The sequence below is a fragment of the Flavobacterium sp. genome (genome assembly GCF_043756175.1).
Classification (GTDB): domain Bacteria; phylum Bacteroidota; class Bacteroidia; order Flavobacteriales; family Flavobacteriaceae; genus Flavobacterium.
In genome coordinates, this window is sequence record NZ_JAYURN010000057.1 from 1 (window position 1) to 16,001 (window position 16,001).

Annotated in this window: 17 protein-coding genes and 1 tRNA gene; 8 read left to right on the forward strand and 10 right to left on the reverse strand. The window is 32.2% G+C overall.

Annotated features, from left to right (window positions below; genetic code table 11):
* Nucleotides 1–187: hypothetical protein (locus ACH2BP_RS03550; protein WP_395057069.1), on the forward strand; the 187-nt coding region annotated here is incomplete at its 5' end.
* A gap of 373 nt (nt 188–560) precedes the next feature.
* Here the strand turns inward: ACH2BP_RS03550 and ACH2BP_RS03555 are convergent.
* The 7 genes from ACH2BP_RS03555 to tpx all read right to left on the reverse strand — a co-directional run bounded on the left by ACH2BP_RS03555 (nt 561) and on the right by tpx (nt 7,371).
* Nucleotides 561–645, reverse strand: a tRNA-Ser gene (locus ACH2BP_RS03555).
* 137 nt (nt 646–782) lie between these two features.
* The gene (ribB, locus tag ACH2BP_RS03560; protein WP_395057071.1) at nt 783–1,916 is read right to left on the reverse strand and encodes a 3,4-dihydroxy-2-butanone-4-phosphate synthase; all 1,134 of its coding nucleotides are present in this window, start codon (nt 1,914–1,916) and stop codon (nt 783–785) included.
* Nucleotides 1,916–3,358, reverse strand: coding sequence for an LptF/LptG family permease (locus ACH2BP_RS03565; protein WP_395057073.1), 1,443 nt, complete (start codon nt 3,356–3,358; stop codon nt 1,916–1,918). The genes ribB and ACH2BP_RS03565 overlap by 1 nt, the downstream gene beginning before the upstream one ends.
* A 5-nt stretch (nt 3,359–3,363) precedes the next feature.
* Nucleotides 3,364–4,002 (reverse strand): outer membrane lipoprotein carrier protein LolA, encoded by a 639-nt coding sequence (locus ACH2BP_RS03570; RefSeq protein ID WP_395057075.1) that lies wholly within the window; start codon nt 4,000–4,002, stop codon nt 3,364–3,366.
* Between the two features lies 1 nt (nt 4,003).
* A complete protein-coding gene (locus ACH2BP_RS03575) occupies nt 4,004–6,466 on the reverse strand; it encodes a DNA translocase FtsK (protein WP_395057077.1) in 2,463 nt (820 codons plus the stop codon).
* Between the two features lie 25 nt (nt 6,467–6,491).
* Nucleotides 6,492–6,866: a diacylglycerol kinase family protein gene (locus ACH2BP_RS03580; protein ID WP_395046890.1), complete on the reverse strand. Its 375-nt coding sequence runs from the start codon at nt 6,864–6,866 to the stop codon at nt 6,492–6,494.
* Nucleotides 6,867–6,873: 7 nt separating this feature from the next.
* Nucleotides 6,874–7,371 (reverse strand): thiol peroxidase, encoded by a 498-nt coding sequence (gene tpx, locus ACH2BP_RS03585; RefSeq protein WP_395057079.1) that lies wholly within the window; start codon nt 7,369–7,371, stop codon nt 6,874–6,876.
* 165 nt (nt 7,372–7,536) lie between these two features.
* Between tpx and ACH2BP_RS03590 the strand changes: the two genes are divergently transcribed.
* The 5 genes from ACH2BP_RS03590 to ACH2BP_RS03610 all read left to right on the forward strand — a co-directional run bounded on the left by ACH2BP_RS03590 (nt 7,537) and on the right by ACH2BP_RS03610 (nt 10,073).
* Nucleotides 7,537–7,860 (forward strand): ArsR/SmtB family transcription factor, encoded by a 324-nt coding sequence (locus tag ACH2BP_RS03590; RefSeq protein WP_395057081.1) that lies wholly within the window; start codon nt 7,537–7,539, stop codon nt 7,858–7,860.
* 119 nt (nt 7,861–7,979) lie between these two features.
* Nucleotides 7,980–8,453: a DUF6428 family protein gene (locus ACH2BP_RS03595; protein WP_395057083.1), complete on the forward strand. Its 474-nt coding sequence runs from the start codon at nt 7,980–7,982 to the stop codon at nt 8,451–8,453.
* A gap of 128 nt (nt 8,454–8,581) precedes the next feature.
* A complete protein-coding gene (locus ACH2BP_RS03600) occupies nt 8,582–9,196 on the forward strand; it encodes a class I SAM-dependent methyltransferase (RefSeq protein ID WP_395057085.1) in 615 nt (204 codons plus the stop codon).
* A gap of 1 nt (nt 9,197) precedes the next feature.
* On the forward strand, nt 9,198–9,620 hold the full coding sequence (locus tag ACH2BP_RS03605) for an arsenate reductase ArsC (protein ID WP_395057087.1): 423 nt from the start codon (nt 9,198–9,200) through the stop codon (nt 9,618–9,620).
* A gap of 78 nt (nt 9,621–9,698) precedes the next feature.
* A complete protein-coding gene (locus tag ACH2BP_RS03610; RefSeq protein ID WP_395057089.1) occupies nt 9,699–10,073 on the forward strand; it encodes a DoxX family protein in 375 nt (124 codons plus the stop codon).
* A gap of 36 nt (nt 10,074–10,109) precedes the next feature.
* On the opposite strand, the gene ACH2BP_RS03615 is transcribed toward ACH2BP_RS03610, so the two are convergent.
* The 3 genes from ACH2BP_RS03615 to ACH2BP_RS03625 form a co-directional block, all read right to left on the reverse strand.
* Nucleotides 10,110–10,367, reverse strand: coding sequence for a DUF6952 family protein (locus ACH2BP_RS03615; RefSeq protein ID WP_395057091.1), 258 nt, complete (start codon nt 10,365–10,367; stop codon nt 10,110–10,112).
* Between the two features lie 75 nt (nt 10,368–10,442).
* Complete coding sequence (locus ACH2BP_RS03620) at nt 10,443–10,751, reverse strand: thioredoxin family protein (RefSeq protein ID WP_395057093.1); 309 nt, start codon at nt 10,749–10,751, stop codon at nt 10,443–10,445.
* Between the two features lie 84 nt (nt 10,752–10,835).
* Complete coding sequence (locus tag ACH2BP_RS03625) at nt 10,836–11,474, reverse strand: peroxiredoxin (RefSeq protein ID WP_395057095.1); 639 nt, start codon at nt 11,472–11,474, stop codon at nt 10,836–10,838.
* 183 nt (nt 11,475–11,657) lie between these two features.
* Between ACH2BP_RS03625 and katG the strand changes: the two genes are divergently transcribed.
* Both katG and ACH2BP_RS03635 read left to right on the forward strand, forming a co-directional pair.
* Nucleotides 11,658–13,898, forward strand: coding sequence for a catalase/peroxidase HPI (gene katG, locus ACH2BP_RS03630; protein WP_395057097.1), 2,241 nt, complete (start codon nt 11,658–11,660; stop codon nt 13,896–13,898).
* Nucleotides 13,899–14,097: 199 nt separating this feature from the next.
* Entirely contained in the window at nt 14,098–15,774 is a 1,677-nt protein-coding gene (locus ACH2BP_RS03635; protein ID WP_395057099.1) for an amino acid permease, read from the forward strand.
* Nucleotides 15,775–16,001: the final 227 nt, after the last annotated feature.

Here is a 16,001-nt window from a genome sequence, read left to right on the forward strand (position 1 = left end):
TAAAGAAGCTGAGATAAAAAAGAAAGTACGACTAGAGTACAAGAAGTTCTTGCTTGAAAACAGAAAGGACAGTTATGGATCGGTAGCACTTTTAGAAAAGGAACTTGATCTAGAGCGTATTAACAAAGAACTAATTGAAGTAGATGCTTTTATAGCGGCTATTACTGCTCATAAAGCTACTTTGTAGGTAAACCTTAAAAGGAATTTACAAAAGCATTAGTACATCACCCTATTAAAACAAGAAACCCGAAACGAAAGTTTTGGGTTTTCTTTTGTGAAGAAAGGATTAACTCTGTTGATCCCGATGGGGGGAACCTGCAAAAGAAACCCTAAGGCTTTTGCAAAGCCTTGGCTTTTTTGTTTTTAAAGTGTTTACGAAATTGAAATTTTATTCTAGAGTAAGGATTAACTCCGTTGATCCCGGTGGGGGGAACCTGCAAAAGAAACCATAAGGCTTTTGCAAAGCCTTAGCTTTTTTGTTTTTAAAGTGTTTACGAAATTGAAATTTCGACACACTTTAAAAACAAAAAACCCGAAACTTTCGTTTCGGGTTTCTTTTGCGGAGAAAGAGGGATTCGAACCCCCGGACCTGTTAAAGTCAACAGTTTTCAAGACTGCCGCATTCGACCGCTCTGCCATTTCTCCAATAAGGCTGCAACCATTTGTTGATTTCGAGTGCAAATATAGTAAGCTTTTTTGTTTATGCAAACCTTTTTTGAATAAAAAACAGAATTATTTTTTAACTAATTCATTTCGTTTAAATTAACGTTAGAAAATAGTTTCTAATAATTTACAAATTCTACAATTTCAAGCCCATATCCTATCATACCCACACGTTTTCCTTGGTCTGTATTAGAAACCAATCTGATTTTAGAAATATCTATATCATGTAAAATTTGTGCTCCTATTCCAAAATCTTTGCTGTCAATCACTATTTTTGGGGCTTTCATTTCCCCTTTGGCTTGTAAATCCCTAAGTTCATGAATCCTATTTAACAAACTTACCGATTGCATGTCTTGGTTTATAAAAATAACTGCACCCCTACCCGCTTCATTAATGACTTTAAACATATCATCCAGTTGTTTGTCTGCGTTGTTTGTTAACGTTCCCAACAGATCATTATTTACTTGTGATGAATTAATTCTAGTAATTACTGAATCTCCTAAATTCCATGTTCCTTTGGTTAAGGCAATATGTATTTGTTTGTTTGTCGTTTGCTCGTAAGCACGAAGTCTGAATGATCCGAAGCGAGTTACTATGTCAAAATCTTCTTTCTTAACAATCAAACTATCATGTTGCATTCTGTAAGCTACTAAATCTTCGATTGAAACAAGTTTAAGATTAAACTTTTTGGCTACTTCGTACAGTTCTGGCAAACGTGCCATGCTACCATCTTCGTTCATAATTTCGACAATTACGCCTGCCGATTTAAAACCTGCTAATCTTGCAAAATCGATAGCGGCTTCAGTATGTCCTGTTCTTCGCAAAACACCACCTTGTTTTGCTACCAGAGGGAATATATGTCCCGGACGTGCTAATTCATGAGGTTTTGTTCTCGAATCTACTAACGATAATATTGTTTTTGCTCTGTCTGATGCCGATATCCCTGTGGTTACTCCATTTCCTTTCAAATCGACCGAAACGGTAAATGCTGTTTCCATGTGATCGGTATTGTTAGAAACCATGGCTCTTAACTCTAATTCTTTGCAACGGCTTTCTGTAAGTGGCGCGCAAATGAGTCCGCGACCATGGGTAGCCATAAAATTGATCATTTCTGGTGTTACTTTTTCGGCAGCAGCTAGAAAATCGCCTTCATTTTCTCGGTCTTCGTCATCGACAACTATAATAATCTTGCCTTGGCGAATGTCTTCAATTGCCTCTTCAATCGTATTTAGTATAATCTTATTTGTAGTCATTATTCTTGTAGTTTGTTGCGTTGTGTGAGTTTGATAAATATTTTTTTAATTGGCTCTGTAATTCCATCAAAGCTTATTCCTCCGTTATCATTTATTGCTTTTCTTGTTAAAAATATGGCTAATGGAACTAACAAGAAAAATGAAATCCAAGCGCCAAAAAATGGTGTTATTCCTGATTCTTGTGCTACTTTTTTTCCAAATGTATTTAGAAAGTGAAAAGTTATAAATATTAACATGGCAAAAACTATTGGCAATCCTAACCCTCCTTTTCTAATAATAGATCCTAATGGTGCGCCTATAAAAAACATTAATATACAAGCAAATGCTATGACAAATTTATCATAAATAGACAGCCAAAAGCTATTGATATCTTTTTTCTTGTAGACTAATGATAGGTTGTTTATATCAAAATTTTGCTTTGCACTCATGGCATCACTAGTTGCTATTTCTAATATTTTAGCTTTTTCAGCAGTAGACAAAAAGCTTGTTAAATGAACTACTTTAGGCTTTTTAGGTCTTAATGAATCTGGTTGAAGGTTTGCATTTAAACCTATGCGTTGGTATGTATTATCTGCAACGGATACTAATTCTTTATTGTAATTTGTACTTAACGAATCGACTGTATATTTAAGTTCTGACAAATTTAGCATATAGCATGCATTTGTAATATTTTCTTCAGTTCCGTCTACTTTATTCAATTTAGACAAATCGATATTGATATTATATTTCTTAAAATAAACCTTTGCAAAAGGCATTTTTTGTCTTTCTTGAAAATTATTGGGTGTAATATCTTCGTAATAATAACCATCTAACAATACTAATTGTAGTAAATTAGATTCCTCACTACTTATAAGTTGTCCTCTTTTGGATTTTATAACCGTTTTTGCACCTTCACCAAGATTAGATTTTTTATGCATGGTTACTCCTTCTAGGAATTCGCCATTTTCACCCGTTTTCTTATCAACTTTTATATTGATATCTCCAATAGTATTAAACTGACCTTCAACAATTGCCATAGCTGGCTTTACTTGTGCTATATTTTTTCTGAAATTTGTAAATTTAAATTCGGCATATGGAGTCACAAAATTTGCAAATAAAAATGCAGAAATACCTAATCCAAAAATAAATACAACCAGCCCTTTTATCGCTCTTTGAAAAGAAATTCCAGCCGATTTCATAGCTGCAAATTCATAATTCTCAGCCAAATCTCCAAAAGTCATTATTGCAGAAAGTAAAACTGATAATGGAAGTACCAACGGAACTAAACTTGGCATTTTGAAAAGTAAAAACTTTAGAATTAAAATTATGTCTAAATCTTTTCCAGCCAATTCAGATATAAATAACCAAACGGTTTGAAGTATAAATATGAAAATTAAAATCACAAATACCGACACGAATGAAGTCAAGTATGTTTTTAGAAGATATTTATCAAGAATTTTCATTCAGTTTAGTCCAATTTATTAATGTAATATTTAGGATATTTGCTTGGCACAAAAGTAAACTGATTTTTTGGTAATGTCTGGTTGGTTTTGAAAGAATTAACAGTCAAAGTGATTTTTGTTCCGTTTTTAGCAACCGATATCGTGTTGTAAATATGATTTGTTGCCACATCTACTCCAACCAAAATTTGTTTGCGCTCATCTTTAGAACTTATCGGCGTTAATTTTATATACTGAATCTTTTTGCCTTTTATGTTTTGCGTAATATCCCAAGCGTATTTAAAACCTTTGCTAAAAAAAGTAAGCATTTTTGCTGGTGTATCATTATCATCTGCACTTCCAATATTTGAAATAGATATTTCTTCGTCTTCAGCAACTATCGAATATAATTTTTTTCCGTCGCTAAGCTTTGTAACACCCATAAAATTCAATACATATTGATTTCCACTTAGGGTTAAATTTCCTTTGCTTTCCTGATTTACATTTTCCTTGAGATTTTGCAAAGAATATTTAAAATCTATTTGGATATTTTTATAACTTTTTACTTTTGCCGAAACTTTATCAAGCAATGCTTTTGCTTTTACTGCATCTTGAGCTTGTGCAGAAAAACTAAAAACTATTAGTAATAAACCAACTATCTTTTTCATATTAATTATTATTTTTTTCATTATTAAAGAATTGTTCCAAAGCGACTAAATCCGGAATATTTACACCACGTGCTTTACTTCCTTCAAATGGACCAACGATTCCCGCTGCTTCCAACTGATCTATTAATCTACCTGCACGGTTGTATCCTAACTTTAGCTTTCGCTGAATTAAGGAAGCTGATCCTTGTTGCGCTGTTACAATTACTTCGGCAGCATCTCTAAACAAAGAATCTCTTTCGGAGATATCCATATCAAGTTGTATACCACTATCTTCTCCCACAAATTCTGGAAGTAAATAAGCTGTTGCATACGCTTTCTGAGAACCTATAAATTCTGTGATTTTTTCAACTTCTGGTGTATCTACAAACGCACATTGCACGCGAACCAGATCGTTTCCGTTGCTAAATAACATATCACCACGTCCAATTAACTGGTCTGCTCCTCCAGAATCTAAAATAGTTCTTGAATCTATTTTTGAGGTAACTCTAAACGCAATTCTAGCAGGGAAATTGGCTTTAATCATACCTGTAATTACGTTTACCGATGGTCTTTGTGTCGCAATTATTAGGTGAATTCCAATGGCACGAGCCAATTGTGCCAAACGAGCTATTGGTAACTCTACTTCTTTTCCTGCTGTCATAATCAAATCGGCAAACTCATCGACAACCAAAACAATATAAGGTAAAAAACGATGTCCAGCTTCTGGATTTAATTTTCGCTGTTTGAATTTTTCGTTATATTCTTTAATATTACGCACCATGGCATCTTTTAGTAAAGAATAACGGTTGTCCATTTCTACGCAAAGTGAATTCAGAGTAGCTACAACTTTTGCATTATCGGTAATAATGGCTTCGTCAGTATCTGGCAATTTTGCTAAATAATGACGTTCTATTTTATTAAAAAGTGTTAGCTCTACTTTTTTTGGATCGACCAATACAAACTTAACTTCTGCTGGATGTTTTTTGTATAATAATGAGGTTAAAACTGCATTTAATCCTACCGATTTTCCTTGTCCTGTTGCTCCTGCCATCAATAAATGGGGCATTTTTGCTAAATCGACAACAAAAGTTTCGTTAGAAATAGTTTTTCCTAAAGCGATTGGCAATTCCATTTCGGCTTCTTGAAACTTGGCTGAACCAATAACAGATTTCATAGAAACCATACTTGGATTCTTGTTTGGAACCTCGATACCAATTGTTCCTTTTCCTGGAATTGGTGCTATAATACGAATACCTAATGCCGAAAGTGACAAAGCAATATCGTCTTCTAAACTTTTTATTTTAGAAATACGAATTCCCGCTTCTGGTACAATTTCGTATAACGTAACCGATGGACCAACGGTTGCTTTTATTTGCGCAATTTCAATTTTGTAGTTGCGTAAAGTTTCTACAATTCTGTTTTTATTTTCTTCTAATTCTTCTTGGTTTATGGTGATTCCGCCCGAAGAATAATCTTTTAGCAAATCGATTCCTGGGAATTTAAAATTTGATAAATCAAGTGTTGGATCAAATTCTCCAAAATCTGCTACCAATCGTGAAGCTAAATTTTCTTCTACAATATCTTCTTCTTCCACTTTTTCGATTACAAACTCATTTTCATTTTGCTTGTAATTATTATCAATCAGAATTTCTTCTTTTATACTTGTTTCTAAAATTAATTCAGATGAATTAGAAATTGTTGGCTTTAGACTTTCTTTATTAATTTCGAATTGAGAAACTGGTTTCAAAGTAATTTCACCTAAATCTTCTTCATCAGATTGAAACTCGAACTTTTTTGTAGGCAATTCAGCTTCTTCATCAGTAGCAAATTCTTCTAAATTATAAGTAGAGGTAGTATTATTTATTGGTTTTAATTCTTCTTTTATATCGTTCTTAGTTTTTTCGAAGAAACCTTTAATTTTGTCTGGAGATACTTTTATTTTAAAAATTAAATAAATAACTATTCCGAAAATTAAAGCTAATAAAGTTCCTGATTTTCCTATATAATCTTGCGAAAACAAATTCATCTCATAACCTATTACACCACCTAATTCTGGCAATAAATTACCAAAAAATCCAAAAAGAATAGATAAAATTATGATTACAAAAATATCCCAAAACCAAGTTTTTTTTAATTTTCCGATCGCTAAATCTAAAACTAAATAAGCTCCTGTTAAGAATAATAGTCTAACAAATAAAAATGATGCTACTCCAAAACCTTTGTATATAAAGAAATCTGACACAAAAACCCCAAATTTTCCTAGCCAGTTTTGAATATTTGGGTTTCTAGTGGTAAAACTATCTAATTCGCTTTGGTCATATTTCCCATTCACAAAATAGGATATAAATGATAACCCAAGAGCAATTGCAAACAACACCAACAATACACCAATGGTAATTTTTTGTTGGCGAGACGGGCTAAAACGATTTAACAAATTCGTTTCTTCAGGTTCTACAGGATTTATTTCTTTTTTAGCTTTTGCCATTAGTAGGTTTGCAGTATTTTAGTTTTTATAAAAATATTGGTAAATAAATCATTAAACCTATTGCGATTGATGTCATGGCCGCAAAGAAAACTGCTCCTGCAGCAATATCTTTTATAAAACCAATTCGTTCGTGATAATCTGGATGAATAAAATCGGCAACTTTTTCGACAGCAGTATTTAGTCCTTCAATACCTAAAACCAATCCGAAAGCTAGTATTTGAAACATCCAATCGGTTCTAGAAATTTGGAAATAAAAACCAGCAATAATCATTAGTACAGCGATAGATGATTGCACCATAACGCTATGTTCTGTGGTAATTAACTTGATTGCACCTTTTAGTGCAAATCCCATACTTTTGAAACGACCTGTAACAAAAGTATTATCTTTCTCAAATTTCACACTCATGTTATAATACCGCTAAAGCGTTTTCATAATTAGGTTCATCTGCAATTTCTGGAACTTGTTCGCTATATTTGATGACACCATTTTCGTCAAGAACGATTACAACTCTTGAGTGTAAACCTGCAAGAACAGAATCTGTGATTTCTAGACCGTAATTTTTTCCGAAGCTTCCGTCTTTAAAATCTGATAGATTTTCGACATTTTCCAACCCTTCGGCACCACAAAAACGCTTTTGAGCAAAAGGTAAATCACGAGAAATGCACAATACCTTTGTGTTGTCTAACTCGCTAGCTTTAGCATTAAAAGTTCTTACTGATGTAGCACAAGTTCCGGTATCAATACTTGGAAAAATGTTTAGCACTACTCTACTTCCTTTATAATCAGCTAATGAAACTACTGATAAATCGCTTTTTACTAATTGAAAATCTGGAGGATTTGTACCTACTTGTGGTAAACTTCCTGATGTATTTACAGCGTTTCCGCCTAATGTTATTGATGCCATTTTTGAATAATTTTAATGAGTTTCAAAAGTAGTAAAAATAATTAGGATTACAGAATTTAGAAATTATGATTTTCGAAATAGATTCTTGCAAAAAATTTAACATTAAAAATTAAAATTACGATATTTATATATCGTAATATTGCAATATATAAATACAATAAAATCATGGGAGCATCTAAATCAGAATCCTTTTCGGAAGAGCAAAATGAATTGGCAACACTTTTCAAAGCACTCTCGCACCCAGCAAGAGTTGCTATAATCGAATATTTACTAACAGTAGATACTTGTATTTGTGGTGATATTGTAAACGAATTACCTCTCGCCCAACCCACTGTTTCTCAGCACTTAAAAGAACTTAAAAACGCAAAAATTATACAGGGAAGCATCGAAGGAACTTCAATTTGTTATTGTATTAATATTGAAACACTGAAAAAATTTGAAAATTATTTTTTCAATATTACTAAGAAATTAAAAGAGAAATGTTGTTAAGTATCAATTATGAATTAAAAATTACGAATTACGATAAAAATCAAGTGTTTACAACTTAAAATAACTTCTCATTACTTAGTCTAAAAATCTAAGAAGTCTAACAATCTAATAATCAAAAAATGAAACTATCAGAATTTAAAAATCAGCTAGAAAATGTAACTCAGTTAGAATTTGTATTACAAAATGGACAAAAAGTCCCTTCCCATTTTCATGTTACCGAAATTGGAATGACCACAAAGGAATTTACCGATTGTGGCAATACCTTTAGAATTTCTAAAAAAGCGACGTTACAATTATGGACATCAGTCGATTTTTACCATCGATTAGAACCAAAAAAAGTAATTTCGATAATAGATGCAACTTCAGGAATGTTTGATGGTGAAGACTTAGAAATTGAAATCGAATTTCAACAAGAAACAGTTGGCAAGTTTGGTTTAGAATCTATTGACAATCAATTTGTTTTAACCAACACTAAAACCGATTGTTTAGCAAAAACAAATTGCGGAATTCCTGTCGAAAAAATAAAAGTAAAAATAAACGAACTACAAGAAAACATAGTTTCTTGTTGCGCACCAAACTCAAATTGTTGTTAAATATGAAATCATTTATTATCAAATATAAAAAGCCCATTATAATTACAATTTCGATTACAGTTTTGCAATTAATTTGGGGGTTTGACCCAAAATTTACCTTTATAAATTTAATTTGGTTATTTCTATAAATGGAAAATAAAAAAGCACACTGGGAAAATGTTTTTACTACAAAAACAGAAACAGAAGTAAGTTGGTTTCAGGAAAATCCAGAAACTTCAGTAAATTTTGTCAAGGAATTTGATTTGCCAAAAAATGCAAAAATTATCGATATTGGTGGTGGGGATAGCTATTTTATTGATGCTTTGCTAGATTTAGGTTTTACAAATTTGTATTTGCTAGATATTTCAGCAAAAGCTATCGAGCGTATTAAAGAACGGTTGGGAGAAAAATCGAAAAATGTAACTTTTATAATTTCGGATATTCTAGATTTCGAATCAGAAATTACCTTCAATTTATGGCACGACAGGGCTTCTTTTCATTTTTTGACAACAGAAAATCAGATTGAAAAATATTCCGAAATTGTATCAAAATCGGTTGTAAAAGATGGAAAAATGATTATTGGTACTTTTTCGGAAAATGGACCAAAAAAATGTAGTGGTTTAGATATTACACAATATTCTGAAACTAAAATGAATGCGATTTTCAAAGATAATTTCGATAAAATAAATTGTTTTACAGAAGACCACAAAACACCGTTTGACACAATACAAAATTTCATTTTTTGCAGTTTTAATAAAAAATAAGATGATAAACATTTTAGTCCTTTGTACAGGAAATAGTTGCCGAAGCCAAATTGCACATGGCTATTTAGACCATTTTACTGACGATAAAAAAGTAAAAACATATTCTGCTGGTGTAGAAACCCATGGCGTTAACCCAAAGGCAATTGCTATCATGCTAGAGGACGGAATTGATATTTCTAATCACACTTCTAATAATATCGATGAGTATTTCGACATTCCATTCGATTATGTAATTACCGTTTGTGATAACGCCAAAGAACGCTGCCCATTTTTCCCGTCAAAAGCGATAAAGTTACATTATAATTTTCCTGATCCCGCAAAAGCCACTGGAACAGAAGCTGAAATTACAAATGAGTTTCGGTTGGTTAGAGAAATGATTAAACACTATTGTAAGAATTTCGTTGAAGACAATAATCTAAATTAATCTATTAGTTTTCAGTATTTTAATTCATTTGTAAGATTTTATTTAGTAACTTTGGTAAACAACCTAAAACCTAAATTTATGAAAATAGCTACAATTATTGTACGAGTATTAATGGGTGCATTATTAATTTTTGCCTCTGCAAGTTTCTTTTTAAAACTTGCCCCTGAACCTGAAGTAACTGGTGATTTTAAAGCTTTTCAAGTAGGAATAATTGCGTCATCTTATTTGATGCCATTAGCAAAAGGACTTGAATTACTTTGCGGATTGTCCTATCTGTTTGGAAAATATGTTACACTTGCTAATATTATTATTCTACCTGTTACATTAAATATTTTGCTTATAAACTTGTATATGACTCCAGAAGGATTGCCTATTGCATTTTTTATATTTTTTGCAAATATGTTTTTAATTTATAGATATTGGGATAATTATAAAAGCCTGTTTACTGCCTAAAAAAAATAAAAAATGCTTCTTATAGAAGCATTTTTTTTATTTATCTATCGAACCTAAAACTCTTTTCATAAAAGTATTCAGAGCTTCTTTTTTATCCATTCCGCCGTTTGTCATTTTATTCACTTCGAGTGCGCCATACATATTAGAAATTAATTCGCCAATAACATCTAGTTCCTCGTCTTTAAGTGATGAAACTTCTGTTAAGGCTTCTAATACTTCGATAGCTTCTACAAGATAATCTTGGTCGTTTTCCTCAATAAATTGAGTTAAGTGTTTTATAACTGGTAATTTCATTTGTTTTGGATTAATAGATTTTTAGATTATTAGATTATTCGAACTATCGATAAATCTAATAATCTAATAATCAAATTATACTACTTCATTCACAAAATCAATTAAAACTTCTGCTTTATTGGTTTGCGTTTGGTTTACAAATGCTCCGTTTTTAAAAGTAGCAAAAGTTGGTAAATTATCTACATTAGCTAATTTTCTTGATTCAGGAAAATTTTCGGCATCGGCAATTACAAAAATTACATTTTCGTTTTCTGAAGCCAATTTTTTAAACTTTGGTTTCATTATTCTGCAATTTCCACACCATGATGCTGAATATTGTACAACTACAATATTGTTTGACCCAACAATTTCGGCTAAATTATCTTTTTCTAATTCTAGTAACATATTTTTTAAATTTCGATAACAATAACAATGTCAATATTCAAAATTATTACAATTGAATATTGACATTGCTTTGAAATTATTTATTTAGTTCAGTGATAAGTATGAAGCTGTACTATTTCTGTCCGCAGTCATCGCTTCTTTACCAGCTTCCCAGTTTGCAGGACAAACTTCTCCTTTTTCTTGAATGTGTGTATAAGCATCAACCATACGCAAATATTCGTTTACGTTTCTACCAAGTGGCATATCGTTTACACTTTCGTGGAATATTTTTCCAGTTTCGTCAATTAAGTAAGTTGCTCTAAAAGTTACATTAGACCCTTCAACAATAATTGAATCAGTTTCTTCACTATAGCTTGTAGAATCGATATCTAAAATCCCTAAAATATTAGATAAATTACGGTTTGTATCAGCAAGAATTGGATAAGTTACACCTTCTATTCCACCATTATTTTTCGGTGTGTTTAACCATGCGAAATGTACTTCGTTTGTATCGCAAGAAGCACCTATTACAATTGTATTTCTTTTATTAAATTCTGGCAAAGCAGCTTGAAAAGCGTGTAACTCTGTTGGACAAACGAAAGTGAAATCTTTTGGATACCAAAACAATAATACTTTTTTGTTGTTTTTTGTAGCTTCTTCAAAAATGTTGATTTTTAAATTGTCTCCCATTTCAGAAATAGCATCTACTGCAATACTTGGAAATTTTTTACCTACTAATGACATAATTATTTGGTTTAAATATTATTTTAATTTGATGCAAAAGTAGTGCACAAAGAACATTATTTACGATAGTTTGTAATTATATTTTCTTATTTGTAAATAGTATTTGTCTATATGAATTTAATCAAAATTATGATTACTTATTGTAAATTTGTTATAAGTCTAAAATCAAAATATCAAAAAAATATGGAAAATAACTCAAACGAAGGTAAATGCCCATTTTCTGGCGCAGAAAGTACTGGTAACAATCATATAGAAAAGGCAAAAATAAAACAGATGAATAGTAACGGACGGATTAATCGTGATTGGTGGCCAAATCAATTAAGGTTGAATATTCTTCGCCAGCATTCTTCGTTGTCCAATCCAATGAATAAAAATTTTAATTATGCTAACGAATTTAAAACTTTAGATTTAGCAGCATTAAAAAAAGATATTAATGACGTTATAACAACATCACAAGATTGGTGGCCAGCAGATTATGGAACTTATTCGGGGTTTTTTATTCGTATGGCTTGGCACAGCGCAGGAACTTATAGAACCGCAGATGGACGTGGTGGTTCTGGAGCTGGAAGTCAGCGTTTTGCTCCATTAAATAGTTGGCCTGATAATGCCAATTTAGATAAAGCACGATTATTATTATGGCCAATAAAACAAAAATATGGTAAGAAAATATCATGGGCAGATTTAATGATTCTTGCCGGAAATTGTGCTTTGGAAGTAGCTGGATTTAAAACTTTTGGTTTTGCTGGTGGAAGAGTTGATATTTGGGAACCAGAAGAAGATGTTTATTGGGGTTCAGAAAGAGAATGGCTTGCAGACAATAGATATTCTGGCGAAAGAGATTTAGAATATCCATTGGCAGCCGTACAAATGGGATTAATTTATGTAAATCCAGAAGGTCCAAACGGAACTCCAGATCCGGTTCAATCTGCACATGATATCAGAGAAACTTTTGCCAGAATGGCGATGAATGATGAAGAAACTGTTGCGCTTATTGCAGGCGGACATACTCTAGGAAAAACCCACGGAGCTGCCGATCCAGGAAAATATGTCGAATTAGAACCCGCAGCAGCAGGAATCGAACTTCAAAGTCTGGGTTGGAAAAATAATTTTGGGACAGGTCATGGCGGAGATACAATTACCAGCGGACTTGAAGGCGCTTGGACAACTACGCCAAATAAATGGAGTCATAATTATTTTGAAAATTTATTCGGATTTGAATGGGAATTGACGAAAAGTCCGGCTGGAGCACACCAATGGAAGCCAAAAAATAATGGCGGTTTTGGAACAGTTCCAGATGCGCACGATTCCTCAAAAAGTCATCAGCCGTTTATGCTAACAACCGATTTAGCTTTACGTGTTGATCCAGTTTACGAAAAAATTTCTAGACGTTTTCTCGAAAATCCAGAAGAATTTAATGATGCATTTGCCAGAGCTTGGTTCAAATTAACACATCGAGATTTGGGTCCAAAATCACTATATTTAGGTGCAGAAGTTCCATCGGAAGATTTATTATGGCAAGATCCAATTCCGCAAATAAATTATCCGATAATTAATCAAGATGATATAAATAATTTGAAATCTTCAATTATTTCTTCAGGATTGACAGTTTCAGAATTAGTATCTACAGCTTGGGCATCAGCTTCAACTTTTCGTGGTTCGGATAAACGTGGTGGAGCAAATGGCGGAAGAATTCGTTTATCGCCACAAAAAGATTGGAAAGTAAATAATGCGTCTCAATTATCTAAATTTTTGTCGGTTTTAGAAAAAATTCAGAAAGATTTTAATCAATCACAATCTGAAAACAGACAAGTTTCTATTGCAGATTTAATTGTTTTGGGAGGTTCTGTTGGAATTGAAAAAGCTGCTAAAAATGGTGGTTATAATGTGAATGTTCCTTTTACTCCAGGAAGAACCGATGCTTCACAAGAGCAAACTGATGTTGAATCATTTAATGTTTTGGAACCTCAAACTGATGGTTTTCGTAATTATTCCAAGTCAGAATTCACAGTTTCTGCTGAAGAATTATTAATCGATAAAGCACAATTACTGACACTTACTGCTCCAGAAATGGCTTTGCTTGTTGCTGGAATGAGAGTTTTAAATACCAATTTTGATCAATCTAAAACTGGAGTTTTCACTAATACACCAGAAGCTTTGACTAATGATTTCTTCGTGAATTTATTAGATTTAAGTACAACTTGGAAATCTGTGACAGAATCAAGTGAAACTTTCATTGGAAGCGATCGTAAATCTGGAGATATTAAGTGGATTGGAACGCGTGTAGATTTAATTTTTGGCTCCAATACAGAATTAAGAGCAATTGCCGAAGTTTATGCCTGTGAAGATTCAAAAGAACAATTTGTAGAAGATTTTGTCGCAGCATGGACTAAAGTAATGAATTTAGACCGTTTCGATTTGATTTAAATTTCATCTCAAAATTATACAAAACTAAAAGGTAATCTGTCATGGATTACCTTTTTTATTGGTTAAAAATCGATGAATAAATTATTAATATTTTTATTCACTAAGTTTTATATATTTGTTTCCTGTAATTTTTAGTGACAAATATTTATGTTTGATTGCTATTGCGGCGTAGTTAACCAAATAATTTAAACCAAAATTTATGAGTTTTTTAAAACTTTTTAGAAGAAAATCTCTTTCAACAATATTACAACAAGGTGGTGATGGTGAACATTCCGGACTTAACAAAGTACTGACTGTTAAAGATTTAACATTTTTTGGAATCGCAGCCATTATAGGCGGCGGAACTTTTAGCGCTATTGGAAACGCTTGTTTTTCAGGTGGTCCAGCAGTTGTTTTATTATATATAATGTGCGCCATTGCTTGCGGATTCACAGCCATGTGTTATGCCGAATTTGCATCACGAGTTCCTGTTTCGGGAAGTGCTTATACTTATGCTTATGTTTCTTTTGGTGAAATTTTTGCTTGGATTATTGGTTGGGCATTAATTATGGAATATTCTATCGGTAATATATATATAGCTTTTTCGTGGAGTGGATATTTTACAAACTTATTAGAAACTTTTCATATTCATTTGCCCGAATGGTTAACAATTAATTACAAATCGGCACACGCAGCTTTTTCAGAAAACAAAGTTGGAGAAGGCTTATTAGCTTGGCAAAATGCACCCGTTATTGGTGGACTAAAAATCATTTTCGATTTGCCTGCAGTAGTAATCAATTTGTTAATTACTTATCTCGTTTATCGTGGTACAAAAGAATCTAAAAATTTCAGTAACATAATGGTTTACATTAAGTTAGCTATTATTATATTAGTAATTATTGTAGGTGCTTTTTATATTGATATTGATAATTGGACACCATTTATGCCGAACGGTTTTAGCGGAGTTATGGGCGGTGTTTCGGCAGTTTTCTTTGCATATATTGGTTTCGATGCTGTTTCGACATTGGCTGAAGAAAGTAAAAATCCGCAACGTGATTTACCTAAAGGAATGATTTATTCGTTGGTAATTTGTACCGTTGTTTTTATCGTTTTAGCATTAGTTATTACAGGAATGGTTTCCTACGAATTACTTGGAGTAAGCGATCCATTAGCTGAAATTTTCGCATTAAAAGGTGTAAAATGGATGCTATTTATCGTGTCTATTGCTGCGGTTGTTGCTATGACAAGTGTATTGTTAGTTTTCCAGATGGGACAACCAAGAATTTGGATGACTATGAGTCGTGATGGATTGATGCCAAAGAAATTTTCTGAAATTCACCCAAAATACAAAACGCCAAGTTTTGCTACCATTGTTACAGGTTTGGTTGTTGGGATTCCTATCTTTTTTACTGATGAAAATTTTGTGTTAGACTTTACATCAATCGGAACATTATTTGCTTTTGTACTAGTTTGTGGTGGTGTTTTGATGCTTTCTCCGCAAAGTGAAGCTGAATTAGCCGAACGTGAAACCAAAGGGAAATTCAGAATTCCTTATGTAAATTCTAAATTTATTTTTCCGGCAATTGTGATTATCGGAACTGCATTAACAATAAAATATGTCCCAGATTTCTTTACAAATATTATCGATTTTTCTGATGGAAAAATGGCAACTAACTTACCAATGTTAGTTTTCCTTATAGTTTGTATCGTTATGATGGTTTTATCTTTTATCAAAAACTTATCACTTATTCCGCTTCTAGGATTGGTTTCTTGTTGCTATTTACTAACAGGAATGGCAGTTTCTAACTGGATGTGGTTTGGTGTTTGGTTGGTTATTGGATTGGTCTTCTACTTTATTTATGGATATAAAAACAGTAAGCTGAATCATAATAATTAGATTCATAAAAACATTAAAAATTAAAACCCGATTAATCGGGTTTTTTTATGCAAATAATATTCTCTCAATTGTACAATACAAAGCGATTCAGCCAATAATACTTGACGTTACATTTGGTGCTTTTTGTCAAATTAATTAGGTCAAATTATCTGTAATGCTTTGCGCAAATGAGAATGTAGTTATAAATAGTACTAATAAATTTTTCACAATTTTAATTTAGAAATATA